Below are 18678 nucleotides of genomic sequence, written 5' to 3'. Positions count from 1 at the left end.
TTACCCTAAGCGGCGGTTTCCTATCGCGTTTTGTGTGCCATCTAAAATTCGGATACGCTGTATTTTTGTGCCTAATTTAATGTTATTTAAAAATTCAAAACCTTTTACTACTTGCCCAAAACAAGTATGGTTGTCGTCTAAATAGGCTATATCGCGCTCGCCCAAACAGACGAAAAATTGCGAACTTGCCGTATCTCTGCCCGAATGTGCCATAGAAAGCGTACCTAATTTATGGGCTTGATTGTCGCCAAAAAGTTCGCAACGAATAAAATAGCCTGCATTTCCCGTACCATTTCCTTTTGGGCAGCCTGTTTGCGCCAAAACATTGGGAATGACTTTATGAAAAATCAGACCATTATAGAAGCCGCGCTGCACTAAGTAACAAAAATTAGCGACTGTAATGGGCGCATCACGCTCAAAAAGGTCGACAAGAAGTTCTGCGCCGCCTTCGAGTAGGATTGAGGCTTGTAGTTTTTCCATACAAAAGACGACTATTTTTAGAAGGAATCGAAGTGGTGGTAGCCCTCCCAGCGAGTAGGATAGAGCCAAGTAACGTCGCGTGTGAAGATGGTAATACCCACGATTTGGTCGCTTTGCTCTTCGCTATAAATCGGACTTAGTTCAATTTCGTAATAAACATCTTCGTAATCGTAACTCTTCACCGTCGAGATGATGGTATAAGATTCACCTTTGAGTGCGCGTTCGTAGAAAGGTCGCCAATATTCCAACTGGGCGGGAGTCATAATTTCTAAAATATTGACCCCTGCGGGTACTTCTACCCCCTTGATGCGGCGCAAGAGGCTCGAATAGGCGTGATTTAGGAATTTGATGTTAAAGTTTTGGTCTAATGCCAAAATCATTGTTTTGGTATTATTCACAACTGCATCTAAGATATTCGCCTTTTTGCGTAGCTCGCGTTGGCTTCGTTCCATCTCTTCCTGTGTAGCCGCCAACTCTTCCATATTTTGGCGCATCTCTTCTTCTTGCGCTCGCATCTGTTCGGTAAACATTTGCGATTCTTCCAAAAGTTGGCGCGTGCGCTCATTGGTCTTGACTGTGGCTAAGGTAGCGGCGATATTGGCTGAAATGCTCTGCACAAATTCTATCTGATAGGTTTCTAAACTTTGAAAAGAGGCAATTTCTAATACGCCATAGATAGTTTCGTTCATTAAAAGTGGCATCACCAGCAAGGCACTTGGCGTAGCCGCACCCATGCCAGAGGTAATGTAGGTGTAGCCATTTGGCACTTGTTCCAAATAGGTATGCTCTTTTTCTAATACCGTTTGCCCGATAATACCTTGTCCAACGGCAATTTCTTTTTCCAAATAGCGGCGTTTGTCGTAGGCGTAGGCGGCTTGCAAAACTAATGCTTCTTTTCCTAAATCTTTTTGTAAAATATAAACTGCCCCCTGATTTGCACCCAAATAGCGTACTAATTCGGAAATGACCTGATAAGAAAGCTCTTGAATATCCTCATTTGAAGTGCGCAAGATATTACCGAAAATGGCAATGCCTTCATTTGCCCAGTTGCGTCTTCGGTCGGCTTCGGCGTTGATTTTGAGGTTGTTACGCATTTCCAAAAGGGCAAAACTGATGCTATCTTCGGCACTTCGCTCGCGTAGGGGCGCGTCGTAGTTGCCTTGCCCTACATTTTTAGCAAATTCGGAAATCGTTGCCAAGCCCTGTGAAAGGTTTGCCAAACTTTTGCGTAATTGACTAATCTCATCTTTTTGGCGGCTATAAACAGGGCGTAAGACCTTGCCTTCGCTCAAACTGTCTATATTGCGCTTGATACGGCTTAAAGGTTTGATGCCATAATCAATAATAAAGGTATAAGCCAAAATCAATAAAAAGAGGTGAAGGGGCAGCAAAGCAAACCAAAAAGTTCGCGCCGCTAAGGTTTCCTTCTGCTCTTGCTCGATGCGATAGGCTTGTCCTAAGTTTTGAAGCGACAAAATAAGCGGGTCTATGTTGCGCGTAATTTGGCTGATGTGCTTGGTGAGCATGGGATTGACCACTTCAAGGGAGAGTGAATCGCGCAAGTATTGGTTTTGTTTTGGCAGCGGCTCTGAAAAAAGGCTGGCTAAATCGTCGGTCGCTTCTATGTCCATAGGCGCGTCCGATTTTTCTCTGGATTGATAGAAAAAAAAGGTGCTATCGTGATGCAGGGGTTGTGCCAAAAGAAAACGATAACTTTTTTCTACCTCCTGCCACTGTTTTTCGATGAGCAAAAGTTGGGGCAATACTTCTTCGCTGGTCGGCTCGATTTGGTAGGAAATTTTGGTATAAATATCGAGGTACGCACCTCCATTTTTAAGAAGTTGCTGCTGTTTTTTTATCTTTTCGAGGTAATTAACCAAATCATTCAAACTGGTAGGCTGATGGAAATAGAGGGCGTTGCGCATAAAAAAGATGCTGCGTTGCAAAAGCAAAGCATGCTGCCCTACCAAATCAGACTTGGCGCGGTACTCTTCTTGTTGTGATTGTAGATACCATTGGTGGCTACTATGAAAGACAAGCAATAGCCCTAAGCCTATGAAAAATAGGGCAATCCGCTGTTGTAGCGTCCAACTAATTTGTGAGAGGCGTTTTTTCCAAGTCATACGAGCCGAATTACGAGCCAAATCAGGCAAACGAAAAGATGCGTTAAGATAGTCATTTTTTACCGATTTCCTACTTTCAAACGAAGAAAAAGCAATTTTTTTGCCGTTTTTCCTTTTTGCAGAGCTATCAAACAAAGAAAACCCCTTCGCAACAGCAAAAGAGGGCGAAAGGTAGTTCGGTTAAGTTTTAAAAATCGCTTGTCAATGGATAGGGCAGAGGCGCAGACAAAGGTTTACATTTGATTTTGTTTTTTTAGTGTTCGGAAGACTCGCCGAACAGGGTATATTTTTAAAATATATTTATTTTATTACTTTTTGAATATCAAAGCGTTCTATAACAAAATAGACATAATTACCTATCACACTTGAATTACTAATCCAATCTTTAAAATAAAAATTTATCAAACCACAATTAACTGTTACTGGATTAATACTTTTTAGTTGACCATAACAATAATAGCGACATCTATTATTTTCTGATTGTATTAATTCTACTTTACAATTTTTGTTCTCTGTCCAAAATATAAGTTCTGATACTTCATCTTCAAGAAAATCAAAGTAAACTTCAGCTATTTCATTTTCTTTAAAGTTGCAAGGATGACAGAAAGCCCAGAAAACTGCCCCATTTATTTCAAATAGCACATCTGCTTCAGGATTTTCCTTGTCAAACCAATCTATTTGTTTTATAAAAACTTTATATTTTTTCATAGTTTTTATATTAAGCTAAGTTCTGATGCTAATTTTATATGAAAAGTAGAAATTGTAGAGCCTCACATTGGGCGTACCCCATATCACACATTGAACCAACAAAATCTCACTTATCATCTTTTTCCACTAATTATCCTGCACAAGCAACAGCCAACTACGCCTAATAAGGTTACAACTCTTTACTTAATTTGCGAATTTCCTCGATAGATAGTTTTGTGAGTTTGGCGGTTTTTTCGACAGAAAGCCCATCTTGTAAGCAAGAAATCGCTAACTCACGGCGAGCTTCGAGCTTGCCTTCAAGTTTGCCTTTCTCTAAGCCTTTCTCTATACCTTTCTCTATGCCTTTTTGCAAGCCTTTTTCCAAACCTTTTTCCAAACCTTGCAAATAAAAGTCATCTTTTTCGATGTCGTATCCTATCGTTCCCATATTTCCTAATTGGTTTTGAATGATTTTTGGAAGTTTATTGCGCAGACGTGCCAACACAAGCAACTGCTTGACATACTTATTTAACGCAGTGAGGTCGGTTTTTAGTTGCGAAAGGCGAAATAAAATTTTACGAACTACCTCTTCCTGCTTCTCCTTTTCAAAATCTGCCAAAACAGCCATAATGACCTCTTCGGCATTTTCAGATTCGATAAATTCTTTGTAAGAATAATCTCTAAAAGACTTTAATTGAAAGCCTGTGAATACCTCCGACGGCGCAAGGGTAGCACGCATATTGCTGGGCGTTTCACCTAAGTAATAAACGATTTGAATAATAGGCTTTTGATATTTTTTTTGTAAAATGGCATAATATTCTTGCATGCGAAGCACCATATTAGGCTCATCTCTTGCTTGAAATTCTAATTGTAGGATAAATTCTTTTTCGTCTTGGGTGGTGATAAAGATTAGAAAGTCCGCTTCTCGTTCTAAGGTAGTTTGTAACTTATCTTTTAATAAAGTATGCTCTTTAATTTGAAAACCTAACTGCCTTTTTGAAAACTGCAAAATATAGGCTAAGATATTTTCCTTTAAAATTTTATCGTAAAGATTTTGTTCTTTTTGATTAGTTTTTTCGTCTTCCATAAAAGGCTTTATGAGCTAATTAGAGTGTGAAGGTACGCTTTTTTTTGAAAATGTCAGCACTTTGGGTAGTTTTTTCTACGCGCTATTTGAGATTCCGCAATGGGTAAGGCAGAGGCGGCTTTGGGTTTTAAAAAGTGCGATTTTATTCTAATAAAAAAATAGAGACAAGGCAAACCTTGTCCCTACTTGGTTTTGGGTCAGAAAAAAGAAATTCTCTTTTCGCGCTTATATCGCTTCGCCTTCGGTGGGTGCGTCGGTAGCTCCAATATTGGGGCTTGCTTCGGCTACCTGCCATTCTTGGGCTGTGCCATTGGCATAACGTTGGTAGTTGGTCGGATTTTTAAAGGGGCGTGCGCCAATCAAACGCTCTAAGTCTGTTTGGAAGATGACCTCCTTTTTAAGTAGCTCTTGGGCAATGATGTCCAGTTCTTTGCGCTTTTCTACCAACAATTTGTGTGTGCGCTCGTGTGCCTGACTGACCAAATTTTTTACCTCTTGGTCTATGATTTCGGCGGTATTTTCCGAATAAGGCTTGGTCATGCTGTATTCTGATTGTTGCGAATCGTAGAAAGAGATGTTACCAATAGCCTGATTCATGCCATAGACCGTAACCATGCTGTATGCCATTTTGGTGATGCGCTCCAAATCGGAAAGCGCACCTGTGGAGATTTTACCAAAAACGACTTCTTCGGCTACTCTGCCGCCCAAAAGGGCGCACATTTCGTCTATAAATTGTTCGGTGCGGTACAAATAACGCTCATTGGGGAGGTACTGTGCATAACCCAAGGCGGCTACGCCACGCGGCACGATACTGACCTTTACTAAGGGGTCGGTGTGTTCTAAAAACCAGCCCACAACGGCGTGTCCTGCTTCATGGTAGGCGACAATTTCTTTTTCTTCGGGCGAGATGATTTTATTTTTCTTCTCCAAACCCCCAATTACCCTATCAATCGCCGATTCGAAGTCTTCCAACTCTACGGCTTTTTTGCCTTTTCGGGCGGCAATAAGGGCGGCTTCGTTGCAGACATTGGCAATCTCTGCCCCTGCAAAGCCGGGCGTTTGGGCGGCTAATTTTTTTACGTCTAAGTCGGGCGATTTCTTCAAAGGCTCTAAATGCACTTTGAAAATCGCTTCTCTGCCCTTTATGTCGGGTTTATCTACTGAAATGTGTCTATCAAATCGTCCAGGGCGTAAAAGGGCATTGTCTAACACATCAGGGCGGTTTGTGGCTGCCATGATAATCACGCCTGCGTCGGTAGAAAAACCGTCCATTTCTACCAAAAGCGAATTGAGTGTATTTTCGCGCTCGTCGTTAGAGCCGGGCATGCGGCTGCCGCCACGTGAGCGTCCGATGGCATCGATTTCATCTATAAAGATGATACAAGGAGCTTTTTCTTTGGCTTGTTTGAAGAGGTCGCGCACACGTGCTGCCCCTACGCCTACAAACATTTCTACAAAGTCAGAACCTGAAAGCGAAAAGAAAGGTACGCCCGATTCGCCTGCGACGGCTTTGGCAAGAAGGGTTTTTCCCGTCCCCGGAGGACCTACCAAAAGAACGCCTTTTGGTATCTTGCCGCCTAATTCGGTGTAGCGGCTCGGATTTTTTAGGAAATCGACAATCTCCTCGATTTCTTCCTTCGCCTCATCTAAGCCTGCCACATCTGCAAAGGTTATCTTGACTTTGCTTTCGGCATCAAAGACCGAAACACGCGCCTTGCCGATATTAAAGAGTTGTCCGCCGCCTGCGCCTCCTGTCATGCGACGCATAAGAAACCAGAATCCGACTACTAATAAAATTAGGAAGCCCCAAGTGGCTAAGATGCCGCTCAAATCGGTGCGCTCCTCTATTTTGTAGGGGATTTCGGTTTTGGTTTCGGCTAAAAGTTTTTCAAACTTGTCTTGAAAGTTTTCCGCTGTGATGACGCGAAAGGCGTATTGAGGCGATTGCGGATTGACTAAACCCAAAGGGTTTTGTTTTTGTAAGACCTGTGCGTATTTTTCCTTTTGCAGGGCTTCGGGAGTCAGGACTACCTCGACGACGTTTTCGTTCTTGACGATAATAATTTCCTTGACTTCGCCTGCTCGTACCATGCGCTCGAAATTGCCTATGTCGGTCTTGACGGCGGTACTACGGCTCAAATACATCAGTCCTAAGACGACTACCGCCGAAATGATAAGTAGCCAAAGCTGGTAGGAATTGCGCTGTGGCGATTTGGGCAGCAGGTTTTTATTTTGATTCGGATTTGTTGCCATTTATAGAAAGAGAATATGATTACAAGAATAGAGTTGGGAAAGAAGCCCAAGCGCGTAACGCAAGCCTCTTGGAGGGTGGGAAGCAGGGGCGGCTTCGGTGCGCCTTCTTGTTTGGGGAAACACGCCAAACAAGGACTTTGTTAGGAAGTAGGCGATAAAAGCAAGAGTCTGCCTACTTATTTTTCGCAGGCTTAGAGCATTTTGCCCTCGTCGGAAAAGCGGATTCTTTTGGCATCACCCCAAAGTTCTTCTATGTCGTAGCGTTGGCGTTTTTCTTCCTGAAAAATATGTACCACTACATCGATATAGTCTATCAAAACCCATTCGCCCTTGCGCTCGCCTTCCACGCTACGGGCATATTCGGCTAATTCCCTTTTTACTTGTATTTCTACGGCATCTTTAAGGGCATTGACGTGCGTATCGGAAGTGCCTGTGCAGATGACAAAATAATCTACGACGGCTTTTTGCAGGTGTCTTAAATCTAAGAGAACAATGTCTTTGCCTTTTCGTTCAATTAGTCCATTGATAATGACTTGGCTAAGGGTTTGAGAGTCGGCTTGTGTTTTTTTTATCATCATAAAATTGGCTACATAGAAATAAAATGAGTATGCAGGAGCAAGGCTTGCAAGAGTTAGTCCAAATACGCAAAAAGCGGCTTTTGGGTTCATTTTTGCCCTTTGTAGGCTTGCTTGTCAGGTTTGGAACGCTTGCTACGCCAAAGTGCAGCCGCTAAGAGGCAAAAGACGACCAAAGATAGGTAAAAATACTGTCATATTGGCATCTTTTCGAATGAAATTTCGCCTGCCTTCATTTTCCAAAAAATCGCTGCCAAAGCCAAACCAATCCCTGCCCAATTCTACCAAAAAAACGCTTCTCGAATTGCCAAAAAAAGCGAAACTGCCCCAAAAGCGCACCATAGCCCAAGAGTAAGACCTGATAGGCAGGAAAAACCGTCAGCCACCAAATAAGGCTGCGTTTCCAAAAGGGTGTTGTTGCCTCTACCCCTAAGTAGGCGTAAATCGGGATTTTGAGATACATCGCCGAAAAGCCTGTCAGGGCAAAAACACAGAGGATAAGCAAGACCTGCCAATTACTTTCTACCTGCCAACGCTGACGAAGGCGTTGCAGCCACGAGGGAGAGGGATTATCCATGCCAAAGGAAGTCGGGAAAGAAAAAGAAAAGTGCGAAAGAAGCCCAAAGGTAGCGATTTTTTGACACTTTCCTTTTCAACTGCTTATCCCATCTGAATTTCCCTTTTTTCCCACTTGGTTTGGCAAAACGCCAAAAAACACTAAAAAAACCAGATTTCCCTATCCAAAATTTTAAAAAACCTAAAAAGAATAAACATTTTAAAGAAAAAAGTAGTATATTTGTGCCAACAGATAGGGCTTTATAGCCTTTTAACAAGATAAAATAGCCCTATCGCTCTATTCGTTTCCTTCCAAAACTACTCTATTTTCTTACCAACCACACACCATTTATGCCTCAAATAACGCTCACGCCTACCCAACTTGCCGAAATGATAGCACGTTATGAGCGCAGGCTGGCACTCATTACCAAAGAAGCGGAGGATATCAGGAGTGTCTTAGCACAGCTCAAACAAGCGCAAGCCGAACATTTCCCCAAAAAGCAAGAGTCCGCAATCGGTATCAAAGAGCTACAAAATGCGCAAGATGCGATGCTACACGAAGATATTTTACCTTCCGACTCGGATTTGCCTTTGGCAGCGTTGCCCAAAAGACGCGGAAAGCGCATCAACTGGGAAGAATTTATCCTTGAACATTTGGCGAAAAAAGGCTCGCTTATGTTTAAAAAAGAATTGCGACTCTTGGCATTTAAAGATGAAAGAATCGGCGACCGAAATAGGGAGCAGGTTGATAGGGCTTTATCGGCGGCTCTTTTTAAATTAGGGAAAGAAATTGGCAAATTGCAGGTAGAAGGCAAGAAAGGACTGGTCTATGGGCTGCCACATTGGTTTGATGCACAAGGCAATCCTTTGGCGCAATACCTCCCTGCACACCTCAATCCCGAAGAATTAAGCCCACTGACGCATAACGTAGAAGCCTAATTTTGTGCCTATACAAAAAAAGTATTCTTCCCAACTGCAAAACGCAAAGCCCTCGCCTTTCAAGGTAGGGCTTTATTTTTTTCGCGTTTTTTCAAAATTTTTCCTTTTCAAATAGGCAAAAGAAGCCCAAATTTCGCGCTTTTTCAGGTAGTCAAAATCGTCTTCTTTTTCAAAGGCTTCGCGCTCGAAAAAAATATCGTAGTAGGCTTCGTAGTGGTTTTTGTTCCGAAAAATTCTATTGTAGAGATAATGTGCCACATACAAGACGTAAAAAGGCAGAATGAGCAGCTCTATTTGCTGACGGAGGTGGATTTTTTCGTGATTGAGCAGGCGCAGGTTGTTGCGGTCGGAGCGGCGGCGCAAAAGCACAAAAGGGTACAATGCCATGCCCATTGGGGGCTGATGCATCAGACGAAAAAGCCAAGGATTGTAGATGATAAACATAGCGATATAAACTTTTAGAAGCCCTTTGGAAGTGCAGTTTCTGGATTTTGAAACCCAAGGTACGCTTTTTTTGTCAAATCTCAAACCTAACTTTTTAGAATGAATTGCGTTTATCGCAAAAATACTTTTTTCACCCAATTTCTTTTTCTGATGAACACAACGGCACAAGAACAAGCCTCTGAAATTGTACAAAAACACGTCTTATGGTCGATGGGGTCGGGTCTAATTCCTTTTCCTATCGTCGATAGCATTGCCGTTACGGTAGTGCAGCTCGATATGTTACGCCAAATTTCGCACCTTTACGGCAAGGAGTTTTCGGAAAATATAGGCAAGTCGGTTATTTCGCTGCTCACCAGCGGTTTTTTGGTGCGACAAGGTGCGTCTTTTATCAAGGCGATTCCGATTTTGGGTTCGGTAGTGGGCGGCTTCTCGTTTTCTATTTTGGCGGGTGCTTCCACCTACGCCATTGGGCAAGTCTTTGTTCAGCATTTTGAAAGTGGCGGCGATTGGCTCAATTTTGATACCGATAAGTTTAAAAATTTCTACAAAGAGAAGTTTGAGCAGGGCAAAAAAGTTGCCCAAGATTTGAAAGACGAAGACCAACAGCCCAAAGCACAAGCCAAGCCCCAAGACAAAGCGGCAGCAGCAGAAACAGGCTCCAAAACAGAAACGCTTATCATTGAAAAGCTCAAAGAGCTACACGATTTGCACACCAAAGGGATTCTTTCCGAAGAAGAATATGAACGCCTCAAAGACAAGGTTTTGAAAGGAGAAGCCTAAATCTAAGACTTCAATCTGACAAATAAAATCGCGCTCATTCGCAGGGACAAGGCATCGCCTTGTCCGCAGTGAAATAAAAACACGTTTTCAGCCCTAAAATAGGTTTTGAGCCAAATTTTATTTCGTCTCCAATTTGATAAGATAAGGCTTTTTGCAAAACTTCCTCTGGCTGCCTTATTTATTTGGCGCGAGCCACTTGACAGGCTTCAATTTTTTCCCTAATTTGAGTCAGGCTTATGCGTCCTTGTCAGTGAGCCTTGTAGCAGAGAGCCTCCTCTTATTCACTGATTTGAAGATTTCAAATGATAAGGATTTGAGTCTGTCGAGGCGGAAAGGCAGGCGCAAGCGTGTGAAACTACCTGCGCTGCCTTGCTTCTATTTTTCTTCTTTCACCTTCAAAACAAATTCCCAATGGCAGAACTCATCAAGATTCACCCTGACAACCCACAGGAAAATAAAATTCGTCAGGTGGTAGAGTGCCTCCAAAAAGGCGGCATCATCATTTATCCTACTGATACGGTCTATGGTATCGGTTGCGACCTAACGCAAGCGCGTGCCGTAGAGAAAGTCTGCCGCATCAAGCAAGTCGACCCCAAAAAGATGCACCTCTCCTTTATTTGCAACGATTTGAGCGATTTGAGCCTCTATGCTCATAAAGTAAGCAATCACGTCTTTAAGGTCATGAAAAAAGCCCTGCCCGGTCCTTATACTTTTATCTTAGAATCGAGCAACAAAGTGCCTAAAATTGTAGGCATCAAGAAAAAAAGCGTTGGTATTCGCGTACCCGACCATAAAATTCCGCGCCTGATTGTGGAGCAGATGGGCAATCCGCTCGTAACGACTTCTTTAAAAACAGACGACGACATCATAGAATACCTAACAGACCCCTCCTTGATGATGGAAAAATTCGGACATCAGGTCGATATGATTATCGACGGCGGCTTGGGCAATACTATCGCCTCTACGGTTGTCAAGTGCATAGAAGAAAATATTTACCTTATCCGACAAGGTTTGGGCAATATCGAGGACTTTACCGACGTGCTGCCTATTTCGGAAATGCCCATTGAGGCTTAAATCGTAAAAGTCTTAGCTTTGAAAAGTAGATTTTTTCTTTTTTGATAAAAAGTATAAAAATTTGCTAATGGCGTAGGAAACGCGCCAACTTATCAGCTTCTCCCTGCCAAAGTATCGCCTCTAAGGGTGTGATTTGTGCAGGGATTTCTTTCTGCCAAGTCAAAAAGGCGGCATCAGAAAATAAGTTGGAATCCAGCGCGGTAAAATTTGTAAAAAAACACGCAGGGAGCGTCCCAAACTGACTTTTCCAGAAAATATTATTTTGCAATAAGATTTTATTTTTGAAAAAAAGCCCTTCGTATAGTTTGGTAGGAATACAGTTTTCGGTGCTTGCATTGGGCAAATAGGGAAGCAGCAGGTATTCGGCTCTTTGCATTGCCTGCCAAATTTGAAGCGGAGGGAGCGGCTCTGCCAAAATTTGTGCCTCTATGCGGGCTGCCTCACACGAGTTTTCTATCGCAAGTTTGATTTTTTGGCGATAAGCCGCAGAAGGCGCGTAGCCTATTATGCGCAAACGAAGGGAGGGCGAGGGAAAAAAATGGCATAGTTTTTCAAAAAAAAGAATCCCTTGCAGTGTTCCGTAGGCTTCGGTGAAAGTGCCTGTGAGTAGCCACTCATTTTTTTCTTTTTCTTTATTTTTTTCTGATGTTTGGTCAGATAAAAAGGCAGTAGGTTTAAATTTGTTCTCAATAATTTCATATTTTCTTTTTGATAAAAAATCAATTTCAAATACATAACAACGCTCTGCCACCAAGATTTTATCATAAAAAAGCGTACAAAAACGCTCATAGAGGCGCACCGCAGCGGAAAGCCCTTTTTTCAGAAAGGCAGGATAGACATTTTGATAGCGGATATTGCGGTAATAATTTTCGCGCAAATCATAGAGAAGCAAGGCTTTTTGTTTTGGGTTTTGAAAAAAGCAACAAACCCAACAGTTATAGCCTATTTTATACAAAAAGCCTACCCAAAGTAATTCTACTGCACCAATCAAGACCGTTTGTGGGCGGTAGTGCATAAGCCACCTTAGCAAGCCAAAACCTGCTCCTAAGCGGCGTAGGGAGTGGCGTGAAAAGCGAAAAAGGGGGTGAAAAAAAATTGAGTTCGCCGCCCCTTCTGTCTGTGTTCGGGAAAATGCTTGGGGCAAATTTCCATTATCAAAACCAATGATATGCACTTGATTATCAGGGCTTTGTTTGGCAAAAAATAGCCCTAACTTTTCGAAGTTTCGCACATCATCAATGGCTTTCAAGACGGTGGCTAAGGCTATTTTAGGCATCAAGGCGGCATTTGAACATCACAATAAAACCAAAATAAAACCAAATAAAGTTTCGTACTTATCTGGCTTTTCTCCTTTAAAGGCTAAAATTGCCCCAAATTGAGCAAGACCAACGTGCAGGCGTTTTCTGTTTCTATGCCTGCTTGTTTGGCTAATTTAGCTAATTCGGGATTTTCCGTACCGGGGTTGAAAAGCAAGCGTTTGGGTTTCGTTTTGAGGATAAAATCGTACCATTCGGGCTGATTTTTGACCCCTACATAAAGGGTTAGGGTGTCAATTTGTGCCTCTGGCATCGGATTTTTTTCGGTCAGAATGGGTTGTCCAAAGACTTCGCCTGCCTTGACACCGACAGGTACAATCGGGTGTCCATAGCGCGTCAGGAGCTGGGCAGCGGCGTAGGCGTATCTGTCGGGGTTGGTGGTTGCGCCTAAAATGAGGGTCTTTTTCATTTCAATACAGGATTAGCCGTTGGAATAGGGGTTAGGCATGGTTGAAAATCTCCTGCCAATCTATACCGCCCCATTTGCCTGACGACATGAGTAAAAGGTTGGTGTGTTTTAAATCTTCTTTGGCTACAAAGCTAACAAGTTCGGCGATGTCGGTAAAGACAAGTAAGTCTTCGCGTTGGAAGGCATCGCGCAATTCTTGACTCTCAAAGGTGGGCAGATTTTTCTGCGCCAATACCTGCGGATTGAAGTAGAGAAGTGCCTTGTCTGCTTGTTTGAGGCTGTGGCGATAATTTTCTAAAAAACGCTTATCCAAACTGCTAAAAGTATGCAATTCCAAACAAGCAATGAGGCGACGGTTGGGATACTGTGCCTTCACCGCCTGCACGCTGGCGGCTACCTTCGAGGGTGCGTGTGCAAAGTCGCGGTAAATATGGCGGTCGTCCTTTTCTAAAAGCACCTCTAATCGCAGACTTGCTCCACGAAAAGAGCGCATGGCATCATAAAATTGACTTTCCGATACGCCCAAACGCGCACAGACGGCTTTGGCGGCGGCTAAATTGGTCATGTTGTGTTCGCCGAAGAAAGGCACTTCGATGTCGCCCAGATGTGTTTTGAGCAGGGTCTTATTTTCGCGGATATTGAAAGGGTGCGCCTTGTAAGCAATTTTGATGGTGTCTTCGCGAATGGCGGCGTTGTCGGCACAAATTTCTCTGACCTTTGGGTCGTCTTCGTTGTAAATCAGCGTGCCTGCTTTTACAGAGGCTTCTGCAAATTTACGGAATTGGGCGATATAAGTTGCCTCTTCGGGATAGACGTTGATGTGGTCCCAAGCAATACCATTGAGAACGCCGATATGGTGTTGGTAGTGCAAAAATTTGGGCGTAGGGTCTAAGGCAGAGGAGAGGTACTCATCACCTTCGATGACGATAAGGGGGGCTTCTTCGGTGAGCGAAACTGTCCCTTCGAAGCCTTCTACATACGCGCCTACTAAGTAGTCGAACTGATAGTGTTGCTGCTGTAAGACGTGCATCACCATTGCCGTTGTGGTGGTCTTGCCATGGCTGCCCGCAATCACGATTCGTTCCTTGTTTTGGCTTTGGCGGTAGATGTAGGCAGGAAAGGAAAGGATTTCTAAGCCTAATTCCTGTGCGCGTACAAGTTCGGGATTATCGAGGCGTGCGTGCATGCCCAAAATAATCGTTTCTATGTCAGAACTGATGCGGCTTGCGTCCCAGCCGAGCGAGGCGGGCAGTAATTGGTGTGTGGCTAAGGCACTTCGCGAGGGTTCGTAGATGGCATCATCCGAGCCACTTACCTCAAAACCTTTATGATGGGCATCGATTGCTAAGTGGTGCATAACACTACCACCTATCCCAATGAAATGTATGCGTTTGCTCATTGCGCTATTGAAATGGAAAAGGGCTTTTTTCGCCTGCAAAGTTAGGATAATTAGCAAAGAAACAAAAATCGCAACTTAGAAGCCTTTAAAAGCATTACAATTATAGCGTGAGCCGCCTTTTCCTATTCTAAAATCGGTGCCAAAAGGGTAAAGGGAAAGTAGGGCAGATTTCGCAAGATGACAAAAATAAGCAAAATAAGGGGTAGCGAATACAATATGGGCTTAGGTAGCGGAAAAGGGCGGATTTTTATTTCCCAAAAAAAGCCAAGATAGTGTCGCAGGATTTCATACAAGATAAAAGGTAGCGTCAGGACAAGAAAAATATTTTGGCGCAAAGCCGTTGTTATATCCAGATGCAGCAGGGCATGCACAGCCCTTCCAGAGCCACAACCAAAACAGTGCAACCCCGTAGCGGTATAGACGATACATTTTGGGAAAAAGAGCGTGCCAATCGGATTGAAGTACCACAAGGCTACCACACCCATTCCGAACAAAAAAGGCAAAAGCAAGCCCCAGACCTGCCTTTGCCCTTGTATGTGCATTTTATTCATAGAACTACATTCCGCCGCCGCTCATGACAGCTGCACCGCCCATGACGACCATAAAGATAATGTAAAGTACCATGATGATGCCTGCGCCTGCTGCGCCCCAGATGCTGTATTTTTTGGCATTAGCGGCAGCTTGCTCTGCACCGCTATAATCGCCTTGTGCGTAGAGCTTATCTACTTTTGTGGATTCGATAATGGCTACAATGCCCAAAGGAAGGCAGCAAGCTACTGTACAAACGATTGCCCAGACGAGGTTGTTATCGGGTTTTGGTGGCATGACGTAAAAATATTGAGTGGTTAGAAAAAAGAAAAGATTAGAAAGTGGAGTGCTAAGATATGTTTTTTTTCTTAAACCCCAAAAAAAATTAAAACGTTCCCTACAAATTGTGAAAAAAAGCAAAAGCAGGGTAGTAGCCTTTTCAGACTTTCCCCTGCGACTGCCAAATGCGCAACAAGATAAAACCTACTACAAAGCCGCCTAAATGCGCAAAGTGCGCCACATTGTCGGCAGGGTTCGCCTGATAGATAGCATAAATTTCCATGCCTGCATAGAGCAAGACAAAATACTTGGCTTTGAGTGGAATAGGTGGAATGAGCAGCATCAGTTCCACATTCGGGAAAAGCATGGCAAAGGCAATAAGTAAGCCGAAAATCGCACCCGAAGCCCCTACGGTAGGCGTATTGAGTTTGCGCAAATAAACCTTTTCTACAAAGGCGGTACTTTGCGTAATGTATTCATTATCAGTAGGATTTTCTCCGAAAGCCTCGATAAAGCCTAAATTATTGTGGTAGTTTTCTGTTGAATGTTTGAGCAAAAAAGCCGAAAAATCTTCGGGGGCAGGGCTTTGCAAATACACCTCTACATCTGCCTTTATCGCTTGCGTTTCCCACGCGCTTATGCCTGCATGAATGATGCCTGCACCCAAACCGCAGATGAGATAGTAGGTCAGAAATTGTTTCTCTCCCCAACGGCTTTCCAAAATACTACCAAAAAGATACAGACCATACATATTGAAAAAAATGTGCATCAAGCCCCCATGCATAAAGATATGCGTCAGGATTTGGTGCGGATAAAATAGGTCGGATTCGAAGGGATAGAGTGCCAAATAGCGCACAAATAAGTCGCTATTGCCATTTTGAAGCGTCAGAAGGTACTCTGCCACAAAGACCAAGATGGTAATGATAAGCAAGGCACGGACGATGGGCGTAAGTGGGCGCATAGTGGTATTTTGTTAGGGAATTTAAGGAATCGGCAGGTTTTAAAACCCCAAGCATTTCGAAGAGGCTTAGGGTTTCATTCCAAATAATAGGGGCTATGACCAGTGATGTTAAATTCTAAAAAAACAGATTCAAATGTAGGGACAAGGCATTGCCTTGTCCTATGCCCCAAACCCTAAGGGGCTTGAAGACCCTTAGGGTTTAAGTCCAAATTTTATTTCGTATCAAATTTGACAAAACAAGGCTTTTTACAGAACTTAACATCATTGGGGTTATGACCTATTTTACTTTTTAAAATTCAGGATTGTGTTTTCGATAATATCACAACACTCGTGTAGCTGTGTTTCCGTCATGACCAGCGGCGGCGCAAAGCGAATGATATTGCCATGGGTAGGTTTGGCAAGCAAGCCGTTGTCGCGCAAGGCAAGGCAGATGTTCCAAGCGGTCGGGCTATCTTCGGTGTCGTTGATGACGATAGCATTGAGCAAGCCCTTTCCACGCACTAAGGTTACAAGGTCGGTTTTGGCTATCATCTCTTCCATGCGTTTTCTGAAAAGGATACCCATTTTTTCGGAATTTTCGGATAGCTTTTCATTTTCTACTACTTCCAATGCTGCCATCGCAACTTTACACGCCAAAGGGTTGCCTCCGAAAGTAGAACCATGCTCGCCGGGGCGAATCGTAAGCATCACCTCATGGCTTGTCAGGACGGCAGAAACGGGCAGCACGCCGCCAGAAAGGGCTTTTCCCAAAATCAAGATGTCGGGTTTGAAGCCTTCATGCTCGCAAGCGGTGAGCTTGCCTGTACGCGCAATGCCTGTCTGCACTTCGTCGGCAATGAATAAAACATTTTTGGCTTTACAAAGTTCGTAGGCTTTTTTCAAATATCCAGCATCAGGAACGACAACGCCCGCCTCGCCCTGAATCGGCTCTACCATAAAACCCGCCACATGAGGGTCTTGTAGTGCCTTTTCCAAGGCTGCTAAATCGTTGTAGGGTATGATTTCGAAACCGGGTAGGAAAGGACCATAGTCTTTATAGCTGCTTGGGTCGGTAGAAGAAGAAACGGCGGCTAAGGTTCTGCCCCAAAAGTTGTTTTCTACAAAGATGATTTTGGCTTGATTTTCAGGTACTTGCTTGATTTTATATGCCCATTTGCGGCAGAGTTTGATGGCGGTTTCGCCCCCTTCTACGCCTGTGTTCATGGGCAGGACTCTATCATACCCAAAAAAATCGGTGATAAATTTTTCATAGACCCCTAAGACGCTATTATAGAAAGCGCGTGAGGTAAGGGTCAGTTTTTGCGCCTGCTCGGTCAGTGCCTTGATGATATGGGGGTGGCAATGTCCCTGATTGACGGCACTATAAGCCGAAAGGAAATCGTAGTAGCGTTTGCCTTCTACATCATACAAAAAAACGCCTTCGCCTCTATCCAAGACCACAGGCAGCGGGTGGTAGTTGTGTGCGCCATGTGCCTCTTCGAGCGCAATTAGTTCGTGACTGCTATATTGAGTGGCTGTAAGCATAAATTCTTGTGTTTGTGGTTAAAAATGGGTTTCGACAAAGATACGAAAAGCAAACGAAAGCCACAAAAGCGCGTGTCTTTTTAGGCTTTGCGCCCAATTTTAGAATTTTTACGATAAAACTTTTTGCCGCCATGCAACGATTTGCCGTCTTTTTTTGTCTTTATATCAACACACACAACTTGAAGACCTTATGAAAGCACAGCACAAATATCTTATCTTCGCCTTCCTGCTCCTTGCCTTTTTCAATCTTGGCACACTTGTTTGGGATAATTGGCAAAGCGAGGCGGCAACTTCGGTAGAGTCGGTACAAAAAGTATGGCTTTCTACCCAAACACAAAAAGAAAGCCCTTCGGTTTGGAAAGAAGCCACCTGCCAACTTTCGCGCAGCCTCAAAGGGGACAAAAAAGACGCAATAGAGCGGCAGCAACTACCCAAAGCGCAAAATTTGAACCCGCAAAAAGAGGCTTATTCTGATAGCTTCGAAAGCGAAAGCACCATTTCTTACGAATAGGTGCTTTTTTTTATGCCCATTTTTTATACTCATTTTTTAGGTCTATCGTGCCGCACAAAAAAGCGAATTTGCATTTTTAATATCCTTCCCCTATCTTTGCGCCCGATATTTCTTTTGCTTTTAGTTATGATGCGCACTTCTCCAAAAGATTCTTTTTTGATGTTTGAAAAGCCACAGCGTTTTTCTTGGCTCAAAAGCCGCTCTTTGGCGGTCTTGATGTCCTTGATGGCGTTTTGGGTCTTATTTGGAAATAGTGCTTCCTTTTGGCTTTCCTATGCCTACCCTTCACACTTCGAAACGCCCTTTCAGACGGCTATAAAAGATGCAGCGTCAGAAGAAAAGCAAGAAGCGGAAGGCAGCTCGCCCCAACTTATCTTTAAAAAACAGCTTCAAACTGATGCCCTGCTACAAATTCCTGCCTTTTGGGTAGAAAAAATAGCTTGGGCAAGTCCTTTTTTTGTATTCGAATTTCCCATTGCGGCATTTTTTAAAATCGGAACAACAGAAAAGACCTACTTTTTTCCTACCACAGCCCATTTTAAGGCTCTTTTTCAGTGCTTTATCGCAACGAAAGCCCCTTAAACGTATCCTTTTTGTACTCTTTTAGCCCTAAAACCTAATTTTAAAGCGGGTAAGATTTCAAAAAAAATACTCGACTTCGAAAATTGATAGGCTTTTGGTTGTGAAGTGCTGGTTTGGTGCTTCCCCTTTCTCTCGACTTTATTCATTCAATTACCTATTTCATATCCTTATC

At 43.4% G+C, this 18678-nt stretch carries 22 protein-coding genes; 7 read left to right on the top strand and 15 right to left on the bottom strand.

Annotated elements, in window-relative coordinates; translation table 11 throughout:
* The 5 genes from G500_RS23770 to ftsH all read right to left on the bottom strand — a co-directional run bounded on the left by G500_RS23770 (window position 1) and on the right by ftsH (window position 6630).
* A complete protein-coding gene (locus tag G500_RS23770) occupies window positions 1-480 on the bottom strand; it encodes a peptidylprolyl isomerase (RefSeq protein WP_051203711.1) in 480 nt (159 codons plus the stop codon).
* A 17-nt stretch (window positions 481-497) separates the two neighbouring features.
* Entirely contained in the window at window positions 498-2603 is a 2106-nt protein-coding gene (locus G500_RS25200) for a GAF domain-containing protein (RefSeq protein ID WP_154657177.1), read from the bottom strand.
* 300 nt (window positions 2604-2903) lie between these two features.
* Window positions 2904-3311, bottom strand: a complete 408-nt coding sequence (locus G500_RS0115300) for a hypothetical protein (protein ID WP_027003192.1) — start codon at window positions 3309-3311, stop codon at window positions 2904-2906.
* 169 nt (window positions 3312-3480) lie between these two features.
* Complete coding sequence (locus tag G500_RS0115295; RefSeq protein ID WP_027003191.1) at window positions 3481-4377, bottom strand: RpnC/YadD family protein; 897 nt, start codon at window positions 4375-4377, stop codon at window positions 3481-3483.
* Between the two features lie 225 nt (window positions 4378-4602).
* The gene (gene ftsH, locus G500_RS23760) at window positions 4603-6630 is read right to left on the bottom strand and encodes an ATP-dependent zinc metalloprotease FtsH (protein WP_035757649.1); all 2028 of its coding nucleotides are present in this window, start codon (window positions 6628-6630) and stop codon (window positions 4603-4605) included.
* Window positions 6631-6645: 15 nt separating this feature from the next.
* Between ftsH and G500_RS26495 the strand changes: the two genes are divergently transcribed.
* Window positions 6646-6774: a hypothetical protein gene (locus G500_RS26495; protein WP_281169334.1), complete on the top strand. Its 129-nt coding sequence runs from the start codon at window positions 6646-6648 to the stop codon at window positions 6772-6774.
* Window positions 6775-6821: 47 nt separating this feature from the next.
* Here the strand turns inward: G500_RS26495 and rsfS are convergent, their stop codons facing one another.
* Together rsfS and G500_RS0115270 are read right to left on the bottom strand one after the other, a co-directional pair.
* Complete coding sequence (gene rsfS, locus G500_RS23755) at window positions 6822-7208, bottom strand: ribosome silencing factor (RefSeq protein WP_245574494.1); 387 nt, start codon at window positions 7206-7208, stop codon at window positions 6822-6824.
* A gap of 229 nt (window positions 7209-7437) precedes the next feature.
* Entirely contained in the window at window positions 7438-7782 is a 345-nt protein-coding gene (locus tag G500_RS0115270; protein WP_035757640.1) for a DUF6787 family protein, read from the bottom strand.
* A gap of 119 nt (window positions 7783-7901) precedes the next feature.
* Between G500_RS0115270 and G500_RS26490 the strand changes: the two genes are divergently transcribed.
* Window positions 7902-8027 carry a hypothetical protein gene (locus G500_RS26490; RefSeq protein WP_281169333.1) on the top strand — a complete coding sequence of 42 codons (126 nt, stop codon included), beginning with the start codon at window positions 7902-7904 and terminating at the stop codon, window positions 8025-8027.
* 84 nt (window positions 8028-8111) lie between these two features.
* Window positions 8112-8699, top strand: coding sequence for a hypothetical protein (locus G500_RS0115260; protein ID WP_027003188.1), 588 nt, complete (start codon window positions 8112-8114; stop codon window positions 8697-8699).
* A gap of 72 nt (window positions 8700-8771) precedes the next feature.
* On the opposite strand, the gene G500_RS0115255 is transcribed toward G500_RS0115260, so the two are convergent.
* Entirely contained in the window at window positions 8772-9143 is a 372-nt protein-coding gene (locus tag G500_RS0115255; RefSeq protein ID WP_245574493.1) for a hypothetical protein, read from the bottom strand.
* 99 nt (window positions 9144-9242) lie between these two features.
* Between G500_RS0115255 and G500_RS0115250 the strand changes: the two genes are divergently transcribed.
* Both G500_RS0115250 and G500_RS0115245 read left to right on the top strand, forming a co-directional pair.
* On the top strand, window positions 9243-9923 hold the full coding sequence (locus G500_RS0115250) for a DUF697 domain-containing protein (RefSeq protein WP_051203707.1): 681 nt from the start codon (window positions 9243-9245) through the stop codon (window positions 9921-9923).
* Window positions 9924-10334: 411 nt separating this feature from the next.
* Window positions 10335-10997 carry an L-threonylcarbamoyladenylate synthase gene (locus G500_RS0115245; protein WP_027003185.1) on the top strand — a complete coding sequence of 221 codons (663 nt, stop codon included), beginning with the start codon at window positions 10335-10337 and terminating at the stop codon, window positions 10995-10997.
* 64 nt (window positions 10998-11061) lie between these two features.
* On the opposite strand, the gene G500_RS0115240 is transcribed toward G500_RS0115245, so the two are convergent.
* The 7 genes from G500_RS0115240 to rocD form a co-directional block, all read right to left on the bottom strand.
* Window positions 11062-12276 carry a hypothetical protein gene (locus G500_RS0115240; protein WP_161626146.1) on the bottom strand — a complete coding sequence of 405 codons (1215 nt, stop codon included), beginning with the start codon at window positions 12274-12276 and terminating at the stop codon, window positions 11062-11064.
* An 80-nt stretch (window positions 12277-12356) separates the two neighbouring features.
* On the bottom strand, window positions 12357-12722 hold the full coding sequence (locus G500_RS0115235) for a CoA-binding protein (RefSeq protein ID WP_027003183.1): 366 nt from the start codon (window positions 12720-12722) through the stop codon (window positions 12357-12359).
* A 31-nt stretch (window positions 12723-12753) separates the two neighbouring features.
* Window positions 12754-14121: a UDP-N-acetylmuramate--L-alanine ligase gene (locus G500_RS0115230; RefSeq protein WP_027003182.1), complete on the bottom strand. Its 1368-nt coding sequence runs from the start codon at window positions 14119-14121 to the stop codon at window positions 12754-12756.
* Window positions 14122-14243: 122 nt separating this feature from the next.
* Window positions 14244-14672 (bottom strand): DUF2752 domain-containing protein, encoded by a 429-nt coding sequence (locus G500_RS0115225; RefSeq protein ID WP_211220165.1) that lies wholly within the window; start codon window positions 14670-14672, stop codon window positions 14244-14246.
* 4 nt (window positions 14673-14676) lie between these two features.
* Window positions 14677-14946, bottom strand: coding sequence for a CD225/dispanin family protein (locus G500_RS23750; protein ID WP_035757703.1), 270 nt, complete (start codon window positions 14944-14946; stop codon window positions 14677-14679).
* Between the two features lie 142 nt (window positions 14947-15088).
* Complete coding sequence (locus G500_RS0115215) at window positions 15089-15889, bottom strand: rhomboid family intramembrane serine protease (RefSeq protein ID WP_027003180.1); 801 nt, start codon at window positions 15887-15889, stop codon at window positions 15089-15091.
* A gap of 282 nt (window positions 15890-16171) precedes the next feature.
* On the bottom strand, window positions 16172-17413 hold the full coding sequence (rocD, locus tag G500_RS0115210; protein WP_027003179.1) for an ornithine--oxo-acid transaminase: 1242 nt from the start codon (window positions 17411-17413) through the stop codon (window positions 16172-16174).
* A 190-nt stretch (window positions 17414-17603) separates the two neighbouring features.
* Between rocD and G500_RS0115200 the strand changes: the two genes are divergently transcribed.
* Window positions 17604-17924, top strand: coding sequence for a hypothetical protein (locus tag G500_RS0115200; protein ID WP_027003177.1), 321 nt, complete (start codon window positions 17604-17606; stop codon window positions 17922-17924).
* A 126-nt stretch (window positions 17925-18050) separates the two neighbouring features.
* Window positions 18051-18506 (top strand): hypothetical protein, encoded by a 456-nt coding sequence (locus G500_RS0115195; RefSeq protein WP_154657176.1) that lies wholly within the window; start codon window positions 18051-18053, stop codon window positions 18504-18506.
* Window positions 18507-18678 lie beyond the last annotated feature (172 nt).

Source organism: Hugenholtzia roseola DSM 9546, from assembly GCF_000422585.1.
In the GTDB taxonomy this organism is placed as follows: Bacteria; Bacteroidota; Bacteroidia; order Cytophagales; family Bernardetiaceae; genus Hugenholtzia; species Hugenholtzia roseola.
Note: the sequence above shows the minus strand (reverse complement) of the source record. Positions and strands in the feature narration are given on the sequence as shown.

What these genes read in the sequence shown, in the direction of transcription:
- G500_RS0115245 (WP_027003185.1), top strand. Translation starts at nt 10,335, where the DNA reads ATGGCAGAACTCATCAAGATTCACCCTGACAACCCACAGGAAAATAAA.
- rsfS (WP_245574494.1), bottom strand. Translation starts at nt 7,208, where the DNA reads ATGATGATAAAAAAAACACAAGCCGACTCTCAAACCCTTAGCCAAGTC.
- G500_RS0115235 (WP_027003183.1), bottom strand. Translation starts at nt 12,722, where the DNA reads ATGAAAAAGACCCTCATTTTAGGCGCAACCACCAACCCCGACAGATAC.
- G500_RS26495 (WP_281169334.1), top strand. Translation starts at nt 6,646, where the DNA reads ATGATTACAAGAATAGAGTTGGGAAAGAAGCCCAAGCGCGTAACGCAA.
- G500_RS25200 (WP_154657177.1), bottom strand. Translation starts at nt 2,603, where the DNA reads ATGACTTGGAAAAAACGCCTCTCACAAATTAGTTGGACGCTACAACAG.
- G500_RS0115250 (WP_051203707.1), top strand. Translation starts at nt 9,243, where the DNA reads ATGAATTGCGTTTATCGCAAAAATACTTTTTTCACCCAATTTCTTTTT.
- ftsH (WP_035757649.1), bottom strand. Translation starts at nt 6,630, where the DNA reads ATGGCAACAAATCCGAATCAAAATAAAAACCTGCTGCCCAAATCGCCA.
- G500_RS0115260 (WP_027003188.1), top strand. Translation starts at nt 8,112, where the DNA reads ATGCCTCAAATAACGCTCACGCCTACCCAACTTGCCGAAATGATAGCA.
- G500_RS0115230 (WP_027003182.1), bottom strand. Translation starts at nt 14,121, where the DNA reads ATGAGCAAACGCATACATTTCATTGGGATAGGTGGTAGTGTTATGCAC.
- G500_RS0115200 (WP_027003177.1), top strand. Translation starts at nt 17,604, where the DNA reads ATGAAAGCACAGCACAAATATCTTATCTTCGCCTTCCTGCTCCTTGCC.
- G500_RS0115255 (WP_245574493.1), bottom strand. Translation starts at nt 9,143, where the DNA reads ATGTTTATCATCTACAATCCTTGGCTTTTTCGTCTGATGCATCAGCCC.
- G500_RS0115215 (WP_027003180.1), bottom strand. Translation starts at nt 15,889, where the DNA reads ATGCGCCCACTTACGCCCATCGTCCGTGCCTTGCTTATCATTACCATC.
- G500_RS0115225 (WP_211220165.1), bottom strand. Translation starts at nt 14,672, where the DNA reads ATGAATAAAATGCACATACAAGGGCAAAGGCAGGTCTGGGGCTTGCTT.
- G500_RS0115270 (WP_035757640.1), bottom strand. Translation starts at nt 7,782, where the DNA reads ATGGATAATCCCTCTCCCTCGTGGCTGCAACGCCTTCGTCAGCGTTGG.
- G500_RS23750 (WP_035757703.1), bottom strand. Translation starts at nt 14,946, where the DNA reads ATGCCACCAAAACCCGATAACAACCTCGTCTGGGCAATCGTTTGTACA.
- G500_RS0115195 (WP_154657176.1), top strand. Translation starts at nt 18,051, where the DNA reads ATGATGCGCACTTCTCCAAAAGATTCTTTTTTGATGTTTGAAAAGCCA.
- G500_RS0115295 (WP_027003191.1), bottom strand. Translation starts at nt 4,377, where the DNA reads ATGGAAGACGAAAAAACTAATCAAAAAGAACAAAATCTTTACGATAAA.
- G500_RS23770 (WP_051203711.1), bottom strand. Translation starts at nt 480, where the DNA reads ATGGAAAAACTACAAGCCTCAATCCTACTCGAAGGCGGCGCAGAACTT.
- rocD (WP_027003179.1), bottom strand. Translation starts at nt 17,413, where the DNA reads ATGCTTACAGCCACTCAATATAGCAGTCACGAACTAATTGCGCTCGAA.
- G500_RS0115300 (WP_027003192.1), bottom strand. Translation starts at nt 3,311, where the DNA reads ATGAAAAAATATAAAGTTTTTATAAAACAAATAGATTGGTTTGACAAG.